Raw genomic sequence first — 18,094 nt, 5'->3', positions numbered from 1 at the left:
CCAAAAATAGATCCTAGCCACTTTTCTGCCCTTTATTTAGCCCGCATCCTTGTCTTCAGCCACAACGCCCTTTTTTACGACCGCTTAAAAGACGATGATCCCACCATCTTAAAAAAACACCCCACCATGTGTTTAAGCCCCAAATACTTAAGCCCCAAATCTAAGCAAACCTGCCTACAACTCTTCCAAGCCCAAACCTACAACGCTAAGGACATTCAAGATCAATTACATCTTGTGCGTTTGATTTCCATTGATGATAGCCCTTGTGTGTATCTCAACTCCCAAGACAAGCTCCAAGTGTTTAAGTCTGATAATACGATCTGTTTGGTATTGCAAAAACACTTGACAAAGGAATAAAAATGATTCGCCTACTTCTCTTGGCTTTCTTGTTCTTAAACTTGCAGGCTAAAGACCATGCACCGACTATCGTTGTCCAAATAGACGATCCCCAAGAAGCCCAAAATACCCCCTTTTTCAAGGCGGCTCAACACCTCTATGATTCGCTCGTGGATTCTCACAACAGCGCTTTACAAGTGGCTCTTAAAGCTAAGTGTGATCCAAGCAAAATGGATCGATCGTTTATGACCCCACAGGTCGTAACACGGCATTACAAAACATGGATTAGCCTAGCTATCCAAATGATAGACCATGTGCCCTTTATGCAACGCTTAAAAAGCCTCCCGCTTTACCCGCAAATTAGAGGCTTTGAAGCCTTGCACGCCTTTGCAATGGTGCGCGCTAAGATTAGTGGCGAGGTCAATTGTGAGGATGCGCTAGAAAATGGCGCACCCCCTCCAAAACCCCTTGAAGCCCAAAAACTCTTAAAAGACTTGCAATATAACCTCGAGTTTTTCTACTCCCTTTTAATCAATATCTCCAAACAGGGCTTGCCCCTAGAATCTTTCTTAAACCATTTAATTTGGTTTGGCTCTTCTTTTGATTACCAAAGCACCCTCATCGACAACCTTAACTTCGCCTCAAAGGACTATGACACCAACTTCAAAGCCGTAGAAAACATGGTAGCCAAAGGTTCTTCGCCCACTATCTTGCACCTTAAAACCCTAAGGGCGGGTTTAGATAATTTCTTATTTAATAATGGCGATTATGATATTGCCTATGAAGAAAAAAGAGCCTACTACAAACAGCTCCAAACAACTTTAGGCGTGAGCCTTTATGACATGCAGCTTTTGAAAAATTATTATGCTTACCGCTTTGACATATGGCTAAAAGGCGTGCGCACGCTTAGTCCCTCTCAACCCCCCGCCCCTCTTGATCGCGTGGGTTTCTATGCATGTCTTAAGGACTCTACAACAGACACCCTAGCATGCCAAGCCTTATTGAAAAATCCCGATATGGATTTTTACAATTACTTCCGGCGTGTCCGCCTCATCACCTTTGGCGATGAGCCCTGCCTCTATCTCACCCCCCAAAACACGCTCCAAAATTTCCCCTCCAAAGACCCCCTTTGTAAAACCTTACAGGCAAACCCTCCCCAAATGGGCGTAGTCGTGCCCTCTAATGTGGCTAAAGCCTTTCAAGAGGCACAAGATGCCTTAATACACATGATCAATAAAACCCCCCATGACCTCAAGCCCTTTAAAGACCGCCTGCAAGCCATTTTGCAAGCCACGCCCCTAGCCTCTTTGCAAGACCCTAAGTGGCAACATGTGCTTGATTACGAACGCCTCCATCTTTTAGCTCTTTTGAGCGGCTCTTTGAACTTTACAGATTTTGACACGGATACATACTATTCTGGATCCGCTTCCGCCCCCATGTTAGCCTACAATTACCTCCACCTGCTTGATTTCTTCTACACCCCCTTAATCAAAGCCGTAAAACTTGGCTTAGACCCTAGCGCGTATTTAGACAATCTCAAACAATCCGCCCCACACAGCAACTACCCATGCAAAAAAGATGATTCTTGCACACGCCCTAAGAACACCCCCAAGAGCCCATGGCTTGAAGATTTTAGAAGTGCCAAATCAGGCACTTTCCTTGTAAATAGGTATAAGTTTAATTTTTCTTTTGAAGATCTTATCTATGTAAAATGGGGTGCTCCCGCATGGGATGAAAAGCGGGGGTATTTATTTTATAGGGATTTAGCCAAATGGTGGACTCCCAAAGAGGCCCCGCTATGGGATTTGCACTACAAAAAACGCATTGAGGCGTTTTTCACCAACAAAGACCTTTATATAGACACGCTATTACACCCCGAAAAAGTCTCTGCCAATCGCCTACGCGCCAATCCCACCGCCTGTTTGCAACCCCAGTATTTAAACCAAGAAGCTAAGGCAGTTTGCTTGCAAATTTTTCAACAACATACCTACAACCCCAAACCCTTGCAAAACTACCTAAAATCCTTGCGCCTCATCTCCATTGACAACGCCCCATGCGTGTATCTCAACTCTAAGGACAAGCTCCAAGCATTTAAATCTGACAACGCGCTCTGTTTGGCGTTGCAAAAGATGGAATTTTAAAACCAATCCGCTTTTAAAGATCGCTCCCATTTCCATTCCGTGTATTTTTTCAGCCACGCAGCAATGCGGCCAGCAAGATGAAAACGGCCCACACGCCCAATCGCATAGCACGCGCCCAAAGAGCAGATCAAGCCCTTTTCTTGAAAAATAAAGGGCGCATTGGGGGTTTTACCCTCTAGGATCAGCCCAAATTGGCTACCCAAGTAAGCCCCCATTTGGCTAGCTAGTTGGGCACTTGCTGGATAGAACTTACCCAATGGGTCTTTAAAGGCGGCACAATCCCCCAGTATAAATATGCCTTGTTGTGGCATGTCGATGGGTTCTAAAAAGGCATTGACCTCCACTCTGGAGCGTGTGCTCATCAAAAAAGGGGAATTTTCTATCACTTGATTCCCCCTAACCCCACAAGTCCAAAAAATAAAATCTGCCATGATCTCTTGCTTTGTGTGTTCTTTTTCAACCACCACCCTATCAGCACAACACTCTAAAATCTTAGCCCCTACCTCTAAATGCACCCCTAGACTCCGCAAATAAGCCACGCCCTTTTGCACCAGCTTATCAGAGAACATGGGTAAAATTTGGGGCATAGCTTCTATACATGTGATCCTGGCTTGGCTGGGATCAAGCCCGTATTGTTTGAAAAACTTAGGGAGATGATCGCTTAATGCGCCTATGAGCTCAACCCCACTAAACCCACCCCCACACACCACCACGCTAAAATGCCCCTTACAAGCTTGGATGGCTTGCAATAACTCTTGGTGGGTATTTTGTGCCTCTTGGTAGCTAACAAGTGCCCTTGTGTGTTCTCTGACCCCATGCACCCCAAAACTCTCGCTAGCAAAGCCCAGCCCCACAATGAGCTTATCATAGGCATATACGCCCTTTTGCCCCCGCACGCTCCTTGCTTGGATTTCTAGCACCTGATCCTCTATGAATTGCACGCCATGGGGTAAGATTTTAGAGAGTTCTAGGGCATGTTGTGATGCCCCCATGGCCACTTCGTGCAAGAGGGTGCTAAAATAATGCAACGGGCTTTTTGCGATCAAAGTGATTTGGCATTTTTGGCGCACGGATGCCCCCAATGCTTTTAAAAAGGCTAAGGAGGCATAGCCTGCTCCCAAAACCAATACTTGCGGTAAATTCATGTGACATGCCCTTTATCTACTAGAGATTTCTTATATACTAACAGAATTTTAAATCTGGCGGAGTTGTTGGTTTTCTAGGAGGTAAGTGCGGGTGCAATCTCTAGCGATTCTTTGATCGTGGGTGGCGAGCACTAGGATACCCTTGTTGTTATAGATATAGGCATGCATGGCTTGCATCACGGCTAGGGCGGTGGTGCTGTCCAAATTGCCCGTAGGTTCGTCTGCAAAAATGATTTTGGGCTTTTTGGTGAGGATTCGAGCGATGGATAAGCGTTGTTGTTGCCCGCCACTAAGCTCGCCAACATGTTGGTTTAGGGTGTGGGCGATGCCTAGAGTTTCTAAAAGTTCTGTGGAAATGGACTGTTTGCTCAAAATGGAGGCGACTTGGAGATTTTCTAGGGCGTTAAAGCCTTTAAAGAGATAGTGGGCTTGGAAAATGATCCCAATAGCATAACGCCTAAGATCCAAGAGGGTTTTTAAGGGCAGGGCGTAAATATCAGGGTGTTCTAGCAAGCCAACTTGACCCTGCAGGGGTTGTAGCATGGTGGATAGGTGGTTTAAAAGGGTGCTTTTGCCACTCCCACTCACCCCTAATAGGGCGATGGATTCTTGGGGGCACACATGCAAATGCACATCTTGATAGAGCCAAGTGTCAAAGCGGTGGGCGATATGGGTGGCTTCTAGCATGGGTGTCCTTAGTAAATATGATCGCCTAGCAAAGCGGGGGTTAGAATATAAGAGGGGGAAAGATTGACGCTGTGGATGATGGTTTTATGAAAGCGTCTGGCGTAGTATTTTAAGAGCATGCGTTGCAAAAAGGGCTCAATGCTGGGCACAAACCATGCGTTGTTGCTGATAACCACCAAATTTGAGGGGCTATTTTCATAGGCGGGCTTAGAAGTGCCCTCATAGCACACTAAGGGTCTAAAATCCAAATGCTGGGTTTTCATATCGCTAAAATGGGGCGCGTTGCCTAGTTTGAAAACATCTGCCCCAAAAAAGAAACGATCCAAGTAGTCGGCTAAGAAGCTAGGCAAGGGCATGCGTTCCCCAAAGGGGGCTAAAATGACCTTATGGGCGTAGTGGTAATCCCCGCGATCAAAAACATAAGTGGAGTTATAAATCGTGTCGTTCTCTTCATAAAGTGCGCCGGTGATGATGGTGATTTGCTGGCTTAAACTCAAAAGTGTGGGGATTAAGTTGCTTTTATTGAGCGCAATGGGGAAAGCCGTTTCTGGTAGGATCACCACTTGTTTTTTCTCTTGGATGGCTTGCTGGATGGTGGTGAGGTTAAAGGCAATCGTGGCATCTAAAAACTCAGGTTGCCATTTTGTTTTTTGGTTGGTGTTGGTTTGCACCACTTCTAGGGCGTTTGGATCAAGCGTGCTAGCAGATTGTTTCCAGTTGATAGACAGCACCAGCAACACCACAGCCAAGATTTTGGAGGGGGCATACAAGGGCTTAAAGAATATAAAATTCTTGTAGCGTTGCATAAAAAGGGCGATCGCTGTGATCACGCCTAAGAAACTGAGCCGATCCACTTTAAAACCCGAGTAGGCAAAAAAGGCATCGGGGACAAACCAGTCAAACCCAAAGGGGTGGATGTAGCTAGAGAGCCAAAGGGTGGCTATGCGGTATAAAAGGGAATTAAAATAGAGCAGTCCATAAAACACCACCGCATAGCACAGCGCGATCAAAACCATGATCAAGGGCAGTAAAAAGACATTGTCATTGTAGCGGAAACTCAACGCACACCAATAAAACAAGCTCAAACCCACCCAAAATCCAAAGAAAAAACGTCTTTTAGCCGGCACGCTCAAATATGCCCACACGCTCAAGGGCGCGCTAAAACTCCCAAAGATCACTAAGGGCATGGGGTGATAGGCTAGCAATGCAGAACCATAGATGGGCAATAAAAACAACAGCACACACACGCACACAAAGCCATAACCCCTCCATAACGATCGCACAGACAAAGCACCACCTAAGTTAATAAAGTTTTGCCTATAATTTTAAGATTATAATTGTAGAATACGCCTTAAAGTCTTAAAAAGAATAGCACTTGTGGTATTAGGGAATGGGCATTAATGGCTTACTATTTTGATGTTACGCTCGCTGTTTTGATTTTACTCATTGGGATTCGGGGTTTTTACAAGGGCTTGATTGACGAAGTGGCTGGCTTGCTAGGCATTGTGGCGGGCGTGTATTTGGCCTCTCGATTTGCTGGGGTTGCTGGGGCATGGTTTTCTAAGCACCTCTACCACATGCCCAATGACTCCATCGCTACTTTGGTGGGCTTTGTGATCGTGCTGGCCAGCGTGTGGATTACGTTTTTGATCTTAGGGGTTTTTGTCAGTAAGCTGGTGAATCTGAGCGGTTTGGGCATCATCGATCGGGTTTTGGGCTTTATTTTTTCATGCACCAAGATGTTTTTGGTCTTTGCTTTTTTGATCTATGGTATCTCCAAACTATCGGTGATGAAAGATGTGGATAATTATTTGCGCACCCATAGCCAAATTTACCCTTACATGCAAGAGATCGCCTCGCATATCATGCAATTACAAGAAGTGCGTGAGATTAGCAAGATGATCCAGCCCAAAAACCACGCAGACAAGCCCGCAGAAAAACCGGCAAAACCCCAAGAGCCCCCAACCCCTCCCCAAGAAAAAATCACTTTGTAAAGTTTGATCCATGTTTGATAATCCCTATATCCAACAGCGTATCCAAAAGGGCGAACATTTGCGCCAAATGGCTTTAAACCCCTATGACAACCAAGTTACACGCACCCTAGAAAATGCCGTCTTCCTAGAGCGTTTTAAAGACTTGCACACCCAAGAGGAGCCCAAAGACCCCACTAGCGTGCATGCCCTCGTGGGGCGGGTGCGTTTTATCCGCTTGATGGGCAAGGCGTGCTTTATGAAAATCGAGGATCAAAGTGCCTTAGTGCAAGTCTATTTGTCCCAAAACGATGTGGGTCAAGAGGGCTTTGAAACCTTTAAAAAATGCGTGGAAGTGGGGGATATTCTCAATGTCGTGGGCTACCCCTTTGTTACCAAGACGGGCGAGTTGAGCCTGCATGCCAGCACTTATAAAATCCTCACCAAAGCCATTGTGCCCTTGCCCGAGAAGTTCCATGGCTTGAGCGATATTGAATTGCGCTACCGCCAACGCTATGTGGATTTGATCGCCAACCCGGAGGTCAAGGAGGTTTTTAAAACCCGTAGCCAAATTGTGGCTATGATTCGCTACTTTTTTGAACAAAAAGGCTTTTTGGAGGTGGAAACCCCCATGATGCACCCCATCGCTGGGGGGGCTAATGCACGCCCCTTTATCACCTACCACAATGCCCTAGAAGTGGAACGCTACTTGCGTATCGCCCCGGAGTTGTATTTAAAACGCTTGGTGGTGGGCGGGTTTGAGGCGGTGTTTGAAATCAACCGCAATTTTAGAAATGAGGGCATGGATCACTCCCATAACCCCGAATTCACGATGCTAGAATTTTATTGGGCGTATAAGACCTATGAGGATTTGATCGCGCTGACCCAAGAATTATTCCATGAACTCTTAAAAGCCCTCCAACTGCCCACCCAAATCCCCTACCAAGATATGGTGATTGATTTTAACGCCTTTAGCGTGATGAGTTTCCGCCAAGCACTCTTAGAAATTGGGGGCGTGGGGTTGGGGGTTTTAGAAGACCCCAAGCAACTAAGAGATTTTTTAACCCAGCAAGGCGTGGCTTTGGAGGCATCCTTGAATTACGGGCAACTTTTAGCAGAGGCTTTTGACTTGCTTGTTGAGCCCAAACTCATTAACCCGACCTTCATCACGCAATACCCCATAGAAATTAGCCCCCTTGCACGCCGCAACGATCGTGATCCCAGTATCGCCGATCGCTTTGAATTGTTTATTGCGGGCAAGGAGATCGCCAATGGCTTTAGCGAGCTTAACGACCCAATCGATCAGTATGGGCGTTTTGAGGAACAAGCCAGAGCCAAAGAGCAAGGCGATGAGGAGGCGCAATTCATGGATGAGGATTATGTTTGGGCTTTAGGGCATGGCATGCCCCCCACAGCTGGGGAGGGGATTGGCATTGATCGGCTGGTGATGTTACTCACCAATGCCAAGAGCATTAAAGATGTGATCTTATTCCCAGCAATGAAACCCCTACCCCCCAAAGAGAGACCCCATGAATAAATCTTTTTATGTGCAAAAGAGCGACCCAGAGATTTTTAGCTACCTGCAAGAGGAATTAAAACGCCAAAATGACCATTTGGAGATGATTGCCAGTGAGAATTACACCTTTGAGAGCGTGATGGAGGTGATGGGGAGTGTTCTGACCAATAAATACGCAGAGGGCTACCCCTTTAAACGCTACTATGGGGGCTGTGAAGTGGTGGATAAAATCGAACAATTAGCCATTGATCGGGCTAAAGAGCTGTTTAATTGCGCCTTTGCCAATGTGCAACCCCATTCAGGTAGCCAAGCCAATATGGCGATCTACCATGCCTTACTCAAGCCCTATGACAAGATTTTAAGCATGGATTTAAGTTGTGGGGGGCATTTAACGCATGCTTCCCCGGTGAGCATGACGGGCAAGCATTTTCATGGCTTTCATTACGGAGTCAATAATCAAGGCTGGATTGATTACGACCAAGTCCGGCACATCGCTAAGTTAGTCCGCCCCCAAATGATTGTTTGTGGGTATTCAGCCTACCCCCGTGAAATTGATTTTAAGAGTTTCCGCGAAATTGCTGATGAGGTGGGCGCGTTTTTGCTAGGCGACATCGCCCACATTGCTGGGTTGGTCGTGGCTGGCGAGCACCCCCACCCTTTCCCCCACTGCCATGTGGTGAGTAGCACCACACACAAAACCCTAAGGGGTCCTAGGGGCGGGTTGATTTTGAGCCAAGATGAGCAGATCGCCACCAAAATTGATCGCGCCATTTTTCCGGGCACACAGGGCGGACCCTTGATGCATGTGATTGGGGCTAAGGCGGTCGGGTTTTTAGAAAATCTCAAACCCACTTGGAAAACTTATGCCAAGCAGGTCAAGCAAAATATCCAGGTCTTGGTGCAAGAACTCTCCAAACGCGGGTTTGATTTGGTGAGTGGGGGGAGTGATAACCACTTGATCTTGATGCGTTTTAACGACTTTACCGGCAAGGATGCCGAACAAGCCCTAGGGCGTGCCGGCATTGCCACCAATAAAAACACCATCCCGGGTGAAACTAGAAGCCCCTTTGTAACCAGCGGACTAAGGCTAGGTTCAGCAGCTCTAACCAGTAGGGGCATGGGAGATGAGGCATTTGTGTTTATCGCTAATAAGATTGCTGATGTGCTCGAGGACATCCATAACACCGACAAACAAGAGCGTATTAAAGCCGAGATTGCCGCGTTTGTGCGCCCCTACCCCAGTTATGACTCCCCCATCTTTTAAAGGACAACAATGACTGAGATGGATTTAAAACTCATTAAAATGCAAACAAGCCATTATTTTGAGCTCAAACCCGGTTTGGGGCAGAGAGTGACGCATTTGGGGCGTTGCTACTACGACAAATTTGAACGCATTGATGCCTCCTTGAGCTCCACGCTGATTCAAAAACATTGGAAAAAAGAGATCACCATCGCGCATGGCTTGATTTTGGCTGATAACAAGGTCGAAAATATTGTCTTTGATTACAACGGACGCACCCCCGATCGCTTTTACCACAAAGCCCAACTCTTGCTAAGAGAGGAGGGTTTTATCAACTTCACTGCTTATGAGAGCAAGACCCCGGGGCATTTGCATTTGTATATCCACAAAGGGCACACCGAGCTAGGTGAGGGGTATCGTTTGGCTAAGACCCTTTCAATGAGGTTAGCACAGAACCTGCCTAATGAATGGCGGGTTTTCCCTAGTAGCGATCTCCCTCCTTTTTTTAATATCCTCGTCCTGCCCTATGCCATCTTTGCCAAAGAACGCGGCGCAAGCTGGGCGAAACATTTGTAGGTTTTAGATCATCTTAAAGGAAAGACATGGACAATAACTCCGAACTCAATCAAGAATTGAATAAAAAACTGAGCGAGGCTTTGGCTGAGGAATCTAGGGGTTCTGGGATTAAAAAAGTCTTGTTGATTGCTGCCATCTCTCTTATCGTGCTTGCGGTGGTGTTGGTCGTGTTTTGGAAGACCTCTAGGGAGCCAGCCAAGAGTGCAACCACCCCACCAGCCGATCAGAGCTTGCAAAAAGTGGGCAATATCCATGATAGTAACTTTGAAAATCTGACCTTAGAATCCCCAGCTAAAAAGCAAGAAGATAAATTTGATAAGATCGTGCAAGACATCCAAGCCAGACAAGCTAAACCCGAAAACACAGAGGATAACACCAAGCTTTTAGCCCTGCCTACCAGCCCCTTAGATAAAAAACCAGAACAGCCCCCCCTTAAAAGCGAGTTACACCCCCAGCCTCTAGAGCAAAAACCCGCACAAGCTGAAAAACCCAAGCCCCTACCCCCCCAACACACTCAAGAGAAGCACGCCCAAAAGCATACCCAAAACCATGCCCCAAAACACACCGAAAAGCACACCCCAAAACCCCAGAAACACGCTGAAAACAAGCATGCTGAAAAAAAGACCCCCCATGAGGTGAAAAAGCAACCCGAAAAAAGCGCACAAAAACACCCCGAGAAAAAGCCCCAAAAAGCCACAGAGCCCCCCAAAACCCAAGTGGCACACGCCACCCCGCCGGTCAAACAAGTTCCCCAAGAACACCCCAAGCCAAAACCCAAACCCCAAGAGCCCCCTAAAAGCGTGGCTAAAGCCCCAACGCCTACCCCCCAAAACCCCGCCCCTAAAGCCTTGAGTGCGCCCTCCATTCCTAAGGGGTTTTATTTGCAAGTGGGTGTGTTTAGCAAAACCCCCAATCCGCATTTCTTAGAGCAGATCAAGCAATACCCCCACCAAGTCCAAGAGATCAACGGGCAAAAACGCTATTTGATTGGTCCTTATGCCAATCGCGAACAAGCCGATGCCCAAATCGCCCCGATCACCGAACACATTGGCAAACCCGTCCATGTTGAGATCAAATAGCCGTTATTTATTTAATGCTATAATGGGACTTTTTATTTTTAAGGAGCAAATATGAAAGCAATCCATTCAGAGCACGCCCCTAAGGCAATTGGTCCCTACTCTCAAGCTATTGAGAGCCACCATTTGGTTTTTGTATCCGGACAATTAGGCATTAACCCCCAAAATGGAGAATTTGCAGGAGAGGACATCCAAGCCCAAACCAAGCAAGCAATGGAAAATATCAAAGCCATTTTGCAAGAGGCGGGTTTAGGCATGCATTCTATTGTGAAAACCACCATTTTACTTAAAAGTTTGGATCATTTTGGCGTGGTGAATGAGATTTACGGGAGCTATTTTAAAGAGCCCTACCCGGCTCGGGCAACCTATCAAGTCGCCAAACTCCCCAAAGATGGTTTGGTGGAGATTGAGGCTATCGCGCAAAAATAGGGAGAGTGCATGCAAAAAGATGTCGTGGTGATTGGTGCTGGCATTGTGGGTTTGGGTTGTGCCTATGCCTTGCATAAATTGGGCCGTCAAGTGAGCGTGATCGAGCAGGGCGATGGGAGCAATGGGACTTCCTTTGGCAATGCTGGGCTCATCTCAGCCTTTAAAAAAGCCCCCCTATCTAGCCCCGGCGTGGTCTCAGACACCTTAAATCTCATGCTAAAAGGGCAAGCCCCCCTAGATATTCACTGGGGATTAAAACCCCAGCTTTACAAATGGCTGTGGAAATTTGTTAGAAGTGCCAATGCCAAAGCCGCCAAACGCACGATGGCATTATTTGAGCACTATGGTTGGATGAGCCTAGATATTTACCATGAAATGCTTTCTAAGGGCATGGATTTTTGGCTCAAAGAAGATGGTTTGTTGATGATCTACACCTTCAAGCACAACTTCAAAAAAAAGGTCAAATTGTGCCAAGAACACTACGATCCCAAGACTTACCAAGTTTTTAACGCCCAAGAAACCCTAGAATACATGCCTGTTGCCAAAGAGGATAGCATTGCAGGGAGCGTGTTGTTAAGCGAGAACGCCCATGTCGATGCTAGAGAGGTGATGGAGAGCTTGCAAGCCTACTTGAAAAAAGAGGGTGTTACTTTCTATTACAACGAAGAGGTGTTGGATTTTGAGTTTGAAGACTCTAAGATTAGCAGTGTTTTGACAAACTGCAACAAATACCAAGCCGATACAATCATTTTAGCCACCGGTGCAAGCCCCTACTTGCTAAAAAAGACCAAAAATAACTTTTTGATGATGGGTGCTAAGGGTTATAGTATCACTTTTAGAATGGAGGAGCGTCTAAAGCCTAAGACCTCTTCTTTGTTTGCTGATATTTTCTTAGCCATGACCCCTAGACGGCACGATGTGCGGATCACCTCTAAATTAGAGCTCAACACAGATGATACCAGCGTTACGCCCTCCCAAATTGCCAACATCAAAAAGAATTTCACCACTTTCACCAAGCCCTTTGAAATGCTAGAACCCAAAGAGTGGTGCGGGTTTAGACCCCTAACCCCCAATGACATTCCCTATCTGGGCTATGACAAACAATACAAGAACTTAATTCATGCCACCGGGCTAGGCTGGCTGGGGGTAACCCTAGCACCCGCTATCGGGCAGATCATCGCTGATTTGACTTTAAAGGGCTGTAATGAGAAAAGTCAAGACATTATGCTTTTCTCGGCTTTCTTTAGAGATTAGTTTTTACACCACTAAGGATTATCCATGGCATCTCTTAATGCGTGGTTAGAGATTTTCAAGGCGTGGGTTTGGGGACCCCCCTTGTTGGTCTTGCTTGTGGGCACGGGCCTATTTTACACTTTTGTGTTAAAGGGCCTGCAATTTTCTAAAATCCCCCATGCGTTTAAGGTGCTTTGCACCCGTGATAAGCACTCTAAGGGCGATATTTCGCAGTTTTCAAGTCTCATGCTCTCCATTGGGGCGACTGTGGGGATTGGGAGTATTATTGGCGTGTCTGTTGCCATTATTTCAGGGGGACCGGGGAGCATCTTTTGGATGTGGATCACGGGTTTAGTGGGCATGGCGACCAAATATGCTGAGGGCGTGCTGTCTTTAAAATATAGAGAGGTAGGCAAATTCGGGCACAAGGGCGGTCCGATGTATTACATCAAAAATGGTCTTAACATGCCTAAACTCGCCTTTGTCTTTGCCCTCTTTACTTTGCTAGCCTCCTTTGGGATTGGGAGCATGACCCAAGCTAACGCCGTCTCCTCAATTCTCTTACACCATGCCTCTATGCCTGCTTGGTTCTCTGGGGTTGTGATCACAGCCATTACAGGCTTTATTTTAATGGGGGGGATCAAGTCCATTAGCAAATTTAGCGATTATTTCGCCCCCTTCATGGTGCTTTTGTATGTGCTCACCACGCTTTATATTGTAATGACTCACCCCCTAGATGCCTTGCAGGCTTTCAAGCTAATTTTTGCTGATGCCCTGCACCCCAAACAAATCTTAGGGGGCACAGCTGGGGGGGTAAGCTTGCTAGCCATGATTCAAATTGGGGTCTCTAAGGGGCTTTTTTCCAATGAGGCGGGCATGGGGAGTGCTGCCATTGTGGCAGCTGCCTCTAAGAGCGCGCACCCGGTCAAACAAGCCTTGATCACCATGTTACAACCCTTGATCATCACCATGCTGGTTTGCACCTCTACGGCTCTTTTGGTTTTGATGTCCCCCGTGTATAAAGAGTTTCACGATGCCAGCTTGCTAACCTATGAGAGCGTGCGCTACTTTTACCCCCATGCTGGCTGGATCGTCTTTGCCTCCACCATCTTTTTTGCCTATTCGACCATTGTGGGCTGGGCTTATTATGGGGAGCGCAGCATTGAATTCACCTTTGGGGAGCGCTATATTTTCTCCTACCGCATCCTCTACCTCATCACCATCTTTGTAGGATCGGTAACCAAGCTGGAATTTGTGTGGAACTTCTCAGACATTGCCAATGCGCTCATGGCAATCCCCAACCTCATCGCCCTACTCTTGCTTTATAAAGTGGTGGTGGCTGAAACACATGCCTATTTTAACACTTGCCCCAACAACCCCCATGCTTGCCAACCTACCCCCGCGCGCTAGTTACATTGAAATTGACACAAATGCCCTAGCACATAATTTTCAGGTGATCGCCCAAGTTCTTGGGGCTGGCATGGGGATCATGGCGGTTGTGAAAGCCAATGGCTATGGGGTGGGGGCAATAGAGGCTAGCCGGGTGTTTATCCAGCAAGGGGCATGTTATTTGGGTGTGGCAACCTTAGAGGAAGCTTTGGAGTTGCGCTCTGTCTTTGAGGACATCCCCATTTTGATCTTGGGTTTCACACCCGATCACATGGCACCAACCCTCATAGAACAACGCATCACCCAAACGATTTTTTCACTCAAGCAAGCCCAGCATTTCTCCCAAATCGCCCTATCTTTAAAACAAAAACTCAAAGTGCATATCAAGATCGATACGGGTATGAGCCGTCTAGGTTTTTTCCCCACCCAGCAGAGCGCACAGATCATCATCCAAATAGCCCAACTCAAGGGATTAGAATTAGAGGGTATTTTCACCCACCATAGCAACGCCGATGCGCTGTATAAAAATTACGCCCAACAACAAGCAGAACAATTTGTCGGGTTTTTAGAACAACTTGCCAAGCTTGGACTAAACTTTAAATACCAGCACATGGCAAATAGTGCTGCTGCACTGAGTATGCCTAGCTATGGCTTAAATCTCGTGCGTGCCGGGCTTGCCCTCTATGGCTTGCACCCCTCGATCTACACCCAAGACGCGCTCAACAAAAAAGGCTTAGAGCTACAACATGTCCTCACCCTCAAAGCCCAGATTGTGAGCTTAAAAGACATCCCCGCTGGGAGATTAGTGGGCTATGGGGAAGATTACTATTGTTTGCAAAATACCCGTGTGGGGGTCTTGCCACTAGGCTATGGGGATGGTTTTTCTAAAATTTTGGGCAACAAGGCTTGGGGGCTCTTGCATGGGCAAAAAGTGCCCATCATCGGGGGGGTGTGCATGGATCAATGCTTTATTGATGTGGGCGGTGTAAATGCCCAAGAGGGCGATGAGGTGATCTTACTAGGCGATCCTGCAAGTGGGGCGATGGGGGCTGGGGACATTGCTAAGATTTTAGGCATCATCAATTACGAAGCCATCACCATGCTCACCAAACGCCTCCCAAGGGTGTATTTAGCTTGAAACCTAATTTTGTGCTAGAATGACGATTCCAATTTTATTTGAAAGGGATTTTCATGCGAGCAGTCTTAGAAAAGTTAGAACAAGAGATCAAAGGCGTTAAAAGGGCATGCCGTTTAGCTAAGAGTGTGTTAGAAGAGGGCTTGGAAGTTAAAACAGAGGCTCAAGAATTGCACGCCAAATTTAGCACGCTAGTAGAAGCGCTCACACATGTCAGCAAAGCCCTAGACACGCATTACGCCAGTCTAGAGGACGATACAGCCTTAGAGGAAATGTTGATTTTACTTAAGCGTGTTAGAGCTAGGATCAACACCCCCCTAGCCAGCCTAGAGCAAGCCAGCACCGCTAAGGAAGCTTTAGACTCTCTAGCTAGCCTAGAAAAGAGTGTTTTAGATGTGGAGGGTGTCCTAGTTACCCTAAAAGAACACCCCGCCCTAAACACCCCCACCAGCCCTAAAGCCACGCCTAAAATGGCTAAAAAATATTGCCCCCAGAGCAAAGAGGAGTTGAAAAAATTAGTCGCTGATGAGAGCGTGCATTTGGGGGAGATCGACATTAGCCAAATCACGGATTTAAGTTTTGTGTTTTCGCATGCAAGCGGAGAGGGGAGGGGATATGATGATGATCAAGTTGAGTCTTTCACCCGCCAAAACTTTGAGGGCTTAGAAACTTGGGACACCTCTCATGTAACTAACATGAAAGCCATGTTTTACAAAGCCATCCACTTTAACCATGACATTTCAAGTTGGGATGTGTCTCAAGTAGAGGACATGGAGGCAATGTTTAGGTTGTGTGAAAACTTTAACCAGCCCTTGAATAATTGGGATGTGTCTAGGGTGGAACACATGACTTTTTTGTTTTCAGGTTGTCAAAATTTTAACCAGCCTTTGAATGACTGGAGTGTCTCTAGGGTGCAAGATATGGTGATGATGTTTTATAGATGCGCCAACTTCAACCAGCCCTTAGATCGCTGGGATGTTTCTAGTGTAACGCGCATGGATTGTATGTTTTCAAAGTGTGAAAATTTTAATGTGCCCCTGAATGGTTGGGATACTTCTAGTGCTAAAAATATGCAAGGCATGTTTAGCGATTGTAAGAGCTTTAACCAACCTTTAGATCGTTGGGATGTTTCTAGTGTAACAGATATGAGTAGCATGTTTATGAGTTGCCGAAATTTTAATGGGGCTTTAAATCGCTGGAATGTCTCTAATGTGAGAAATATGCAGAGCATGTTTGGTAGTTGCAACAATTTCAACCAGCCTTTAAATGATTGGAATGTATCTAGTGTGCAGAATATGAAATGGATGTTCAGTTATTGCGTGGATTTTAACCAGCCCTTAGACAATTGGGATGTGTCTAGTGTAGACAACATGGAGCAAATGTTTAGCAGTTGCAAGAGTTTTAATCAAAACCTAGATAACTGGAGAGTCTCTAATCTCAAAGACACAACCCTTATGTTTTCTGGCTGTGATAGCCTTACCAAACGCCCCCGCTGGTATCCAGACTGAACTAGCCCACTCAAGCCCTACATTTTAACCTTGTCTTGGGGGCTACGCCCCCAACTTTTGCTATAATCCCCCCTATGCNNTTGCCCTTAAAACGCTTAAAGGCTTAGGCTATGAAGTGGTGTTGTTAAACTCCAACCCCATCACCATCAACACAGACAAAGCCCTTGCCTACAAAACCTACATTGAGCCCATCAACACGCACAATGTGCTTAAAATTGTCGAGCAGGAGGGCATAGAGGCGATCTTGCCCACAATGGGGGGGCAAACCGCGCTAAATATCATGGTGGAGTTGCACCAGCAGGGGCATTTTGAGGGTGCGCTGAAAAATGTCAGGCTCTTGGGGGCTAAGATTGAGAGCATTTTAAAGGCAGAGGATCGGCGGGCGTTTAAAGAGTGCATGCTAGGCATTGGGCTAGATTTACCCAAAGGGGGGTATGCCTACAGCGAGGAGGAGGCGATCAGTGTGGTTAAAGAGGTGGGCTTTCCTTGTATTATCCGCTCTAGTTTTACTTTGGGCGGGGAGGGGAGTAGCGTTGCCTTTAACATTGAGGAGTTTAGAGACCTAGCCAAATTCGCCCTAGAGGCATCGCCCATCAATGAAATCTTGATTGAAGAGAGTTTATTAGGCTGTAAAGAGTTTGAAATGGAGGTGGTGCGCGATTGCAAGGATAATTGCGTGATTGTGTGCTGCATTGAAAATGTCGATCCGATGGGTATCCACACGGGGGATAGTATCACCATTGCCCCCGCCCTGACCTTGACAGATAAAGAATACCAGCGCATGCGCGATGCCAGCTTTGCAGTTTTGCGGGCGGTGGGCGTGGATACGGGAGGGGCAAATGTGCAGTTTGCCATTAAAGATCGGCGTTTGTTGGTCATTGAAATGAATCCACGGGTTAGCCGTAGCTCCGCCCTAGCTAGTAAGGCGACCCTTTTCCCCATTGCCAAAGTCGCCACGCTTTTGGCTCTAGGGCACACCTTAGAGGAAATTCAAAATGACATCACGCAGAGCACGACCTGCTTTGAGCCCACGCTCGATTACATCATCACCAAGATTCCGCATTTTGACTTTGAGAAATTCCCCCAAGTGGATAGCACCTTAGGCACTTCGATGAAAAGCATCGGCGAGGTGATGGGCATTGGGGGGAGCTTTAAAGAGAGCTTGATGAAAGCCTTAGAGAGTGATTACATCTTAAAGAATTTACGCCCCTTTTTAGAACAGTCCTTAGAGCTAGAGTTTCTTAAAAAGGAGCTACGCCGCCCCAACCCTAAACGCCTACTCTATGCCATGCACGCTTTTAGTGATGGTTTGAGTGTCAATGAGGTGCATGATTTATGCTATATCGATCCTTACTTTTTAAACGAGATAGCCGAAATCGTGCAAGCCCTATTAGAGCTCAAAGAGGCGGATAAAACTTTACTTAGCGACAAAAACGCCCTATTTAGGCTTAAAAGCATGGGCTTAAGCGATTCACTCATTGCCAGCTTTTTAAGTGTGAGCGAGTCAGAGGTGCGAGGGGGTAGAGAGGCACAAGAGTTGCACCCTAAAATGTACCAAGTGGATTTGAGTGCCAATGAGTTTAAAAGCCCCACGCCCTACCTATACAGCACCTACGCCCCCGCCTTCCCCGCCCACACTGTACCTTATCCACATCTCCGAATCCCACGAGACTAGGCATGATCTCGTATGCCGTCCTCTGCTTGAATAAACGA

At 46.7% G+C, this 18,094-nt stretch carries 15 protein-coding genes and 1 pseudogene; 13 read left to right on the top strand and 3 right to left on the bottom strand.

Translation table 11 applies throughout. The features are described from left to right. On the top strand, positions 1–357 hold a 357-nt coding region (locus C5684_RS09500; RefSeq protein ID WP_233708663.1), incomplete at its 5' end, for a hypothetical protein. Between the two features lie 2 nt (positions 358–359). Next, entirely contained in the window at positions 360–2,477 is a 2,118-nt protein-coding gene (locus tag C5684_RS05030; protein WP_104639601.1) for a glycoside hydrolase, read from the top strand. Here the strand turns inward: C5684_RS05030 and C5684_RS05025 are convergent. Genes C5684_RS05025 through C5684_RS05015 form a run of 3 tightly spaced genes read right to left on the bottom strand, consistent with a single transcriptional unit; the run spans position 2,474 to position 5,592 of the window. Next, on the bottom strand, positions 2,474–3,622 hold the full coding sequence (locus C5684_RS05025) for an NAD(P)/FAD-dependent oxidoreductase (RefSeq protein WP_104639600.1): 1,149 nt from the start codon (positions 3,620–3,622) through the stop codon (positions 2,474–2,476). The two genes, C5684_RS05030 and C5684_RS05025, sit on opposite strands and share 4 nt — an antisense overlap. A gap of 48 nt (positions 3,623–3,670) precedes the next feature. Next, positions 3,671–4,309: an ABC transporter ATP-binding protein gene (locus C5684_RS05020; RefSeq protein ID WP_104639599.1), complete on the bottom strand. Its 639-nt coding sequence runs from the start codon at positions 4,307–4,309 to the stop codon at positions 3,671–3,673. 8 nt (positions 4,310–4,317) lie between these two features. After that, positions 4,318–5,592 (bottom strand): apolipoprotein N-acyltransferase, encoded by a 1,275-nt coding sequence (locus C5684_RS05015; RefSeq protein WP_233708662.1) that lies wholly within the window; start codon positions 5,590–5,592, stop codon positions 4,318–4,320. 117 nt (positions 5,593–5,709) lie between these two features. Here C5684_RS05015 and C5684_RS05010 point away from each other — a divergent pair, with 117 nt between their 5' ends. The 11 genes and pseudogenes from C5684_RS05010 to carB all read left to right on the top strand — a co-directional run. Continuing rightward, positions 5,710–6,303 (top strand): CvpA family protein, encoded by a 594-nt coding sequence (locus C5684_RS05010; RefSeq protein ID WP_233708661.1) that lies wholly within the window; start codon positions 5,710–5,712, stop codon positions 6,301–6,303. A gap of 10 nt (positions 6,304–6,313) precedes the next feature. Then, positions 6,314–7,816, top strand: coding sequence for a lysine--tRNA ligase (lysS, locus tag C5684_RS05005; protein WP_104639597.1), 1,503 nt, complete (start codon positions 6,314–6,316; stop codon positions 7,814–7,816). Next, positions 7,809–9,059 (top strand): serine hydroxymethyltransferase, encoded by a 1,251-nt coding sequence (locus C5684_RS05000; RefSeq protein ID WP_104639596.1) that lies wholly within the window; start codon positions 7,809–7,811, stop codon positions 9,057–9,059. The genes lysS and C5684_RS05000 overlap by 8 nt, the downstream gene beginning before the upstream one ends. Positions 9,060–9,068: 9 nt before the next feature. Beyond that, positions 9,069–9,611, top strand: a complete 543-nt coding sequence (locus C5684_RS04995; RefSeq protein ID WP_104639595.1) for a DUF1882 domain-containing protein — start codon at positions 9,069–9,071, stop codon at positions 9,609–9,611. Between the two features lie 26 nt (positions 9,612–9,637). Further along, positions 9,638–10,690: an SPOR domain-containing protein gene (locus C5684_RS04990; RefSeq protein ID WP_104639594.1), complete on the top strand. Its 1,053-nt coding sequence runs from the start codon at positions 9,638–9,640 to the stop codon at positions 10,688–10,690. 51 nt (positions 10,691–10,741) lie between these two features. After that, positions 10,742–11,116, top strand: a complete 375-nt coding sequence (locus C5684_RS04985) for a RidA family protein (protein ID WP_013889693.1) — start codon at positions 10,742–10,744, stop codon at positions 11,114–11,116. A gap of 9 nt (positions 11,117–11,125) precedes the next feature. Next, positions 11,126–12,370 (top strand): NAD(P)/FAD-dependent oxidoreductase, encoded by a 1,245-nt coding sequence (locus tag C5684_RS04980; RefSeq protein WP_104639593.1) that lies wholly within the window; start codon positions 11,126–11,128, stop codon positions 12,368–12,370. Positions 12,371–12,394: 24 nt separating this feature from the next. Next, positions 12,395–13,759, top strand: a complete 1,365-nt coding sequence (locus tag C5684_RS04975) for an alanine/glycine:cation symporter family protein (RefSeq protein WP_104639592.1) — start codon at positions 12,395–12,397, stop codon at positions 13,757–13,759. After that, positions 13,731–14,876: an alanine racemase gene (gene alr / locus C5684_RS04970; protein ID WP_104639602.1), complete on the top strand. Its 1,146-nt coding sequence runs from the start codon at positions 13,731–13,733 to the stop codon at positions 14,874–14,876. The genes C5684_RS04975 and alr overlap by 29 nt, the downstream gene beginning before the upstream one ends. Before the next feature lie 53 nt (positions 14,877–14,929). Further along, complete coding sequence (locus tag C5684_RS04965; protein ID WP_104639591.1) at positions 14,930–16,381, top strand: BspA family leucine-rich repeat surface protein; 1,452 nt, start codon at positions 14,930–14,932, stop codon at positions 16,379–16,381. Between the two features lie 28 nt (positions 16,382–16,409). Beyond that, positions 16,410–18,002, top strand: a pseudogene (gene carB / locus C5684_RS04960) (carbamoyl-phosphate synthase large subunit); the annotation flags it as partial. Positions 18,003–18,094 lie beyond the last annotated feature (92 nt).

Source organism: Helicobacter bizzozeronii (assembly GCF_900196775.1).
Taxonomy (GTDB): Bacteria; Campylobacterota; Campylobacteria; order Campylobacterales; family Helicobacteraceae; genus Helicobacter; species Helicobacter bizzozeronii.
Note: the sequence above shows the minus strand (reverse complement) of the source record. Positions and strands in the feature narration are given on the sequence as shown.

What these genes read in the sequence shown, in the direction of transcription:
- alr (WP_104639602.1), top strand. Translation starts at nt 13,731, where the DNA reads ATGCTTGCCAACCTACCCCCGCGCGCTAGTTACATTGAAATTGACACA.
- lysS (WP_104639597.1), top strand. Translation starts at nt 6,314, where the DNA reads ATGTTTGATAATCCCTATATCCAACAGCGTATCCAAAAGGGCGAACAT.
- C5684_RS05030 (WP_104639601.1), top strand. Translation starts at nt 360, where the DNA reads ATGATTCGCCTACTTCTCTTGGCTTTCTTGTTCTTAAACTTGCAGGCT.
- C5684_RS04990 (WP_104639594.1), top strand. Translation starts at nt 9,638, where the DNA reads ATGGACAATAACTCCGAACTCAATCAAGAATTGAATAAAAAACTGAGC.
- C5684_RS05025 (WP_104639600.1), bottom strand. Translation starts at nt 3,622, where the DNA reads ATGAATTTACCGCAAGTATTGGTTTTGGGAGCAGGCTATGCCTCCTTA.
- C5684_RS04980 (WP_104639593.1), top strand. Translation starts at nt 11,126, where the DNA reads ATGCAAAAAGATGTCGTGGTGATTGGTGCTGGCATTGTGGGTTTGGGT.
- C5684_RS04995 (WP_104639595.1), top strand. Translation starts at nt 9,069, where the DNA reads ATGACTGAGATGGATTTAAAACTCATTAAAATGCAAACAAGCCATTAT.
- C5684_RS05020 (WP_104639599.1), bottom strand. Translation starts at nt 4,309, where the DNA reads ATGCTAGAAGCCACCCATATCGCCCACCGCTTTGACACTTGGCTCTAT.
- C5684_RS05010 (WP_233708661.1), top strand. Translation starts at nt 5,710, where the DNA reads ATGGCTTACTATTTTGATGTTACGCTCGCTGTTTTGATTTTACTCATT.
- C5684_RS04965 (WP_104639591.1), top strand. Translation starts at nt 14,930, where the DNA reads ATGCGAGCAGTCTTAGAAAAGTTAGAACAAGAGATCAAAGGCGTTAAA.
- C5684_RS04985 (WP_013889693.1), top strand. Translation starts at nt 10,742, where the DNA reads ATGAAAGCAATCCATTCAGAGCACGCCCCTAAGGCAATTGGTCCCTAC.
- C5684_RS04975 (WP_104639592.1), top strand. Translation starts at nt 12,395, where the DNA reads ATGGCATCTCTTAATGCGTGGTTAGAGATTTTCAAGGCGTGGGTTTGG.
- C5684_RS05000 (WP_104639596.1), top strand. Translation starts at nt 7,809, where the DNA reads ATGAATAAATCTTTTTATGTGCAAAAGAGCGACCCAGAGATTTTTAGC.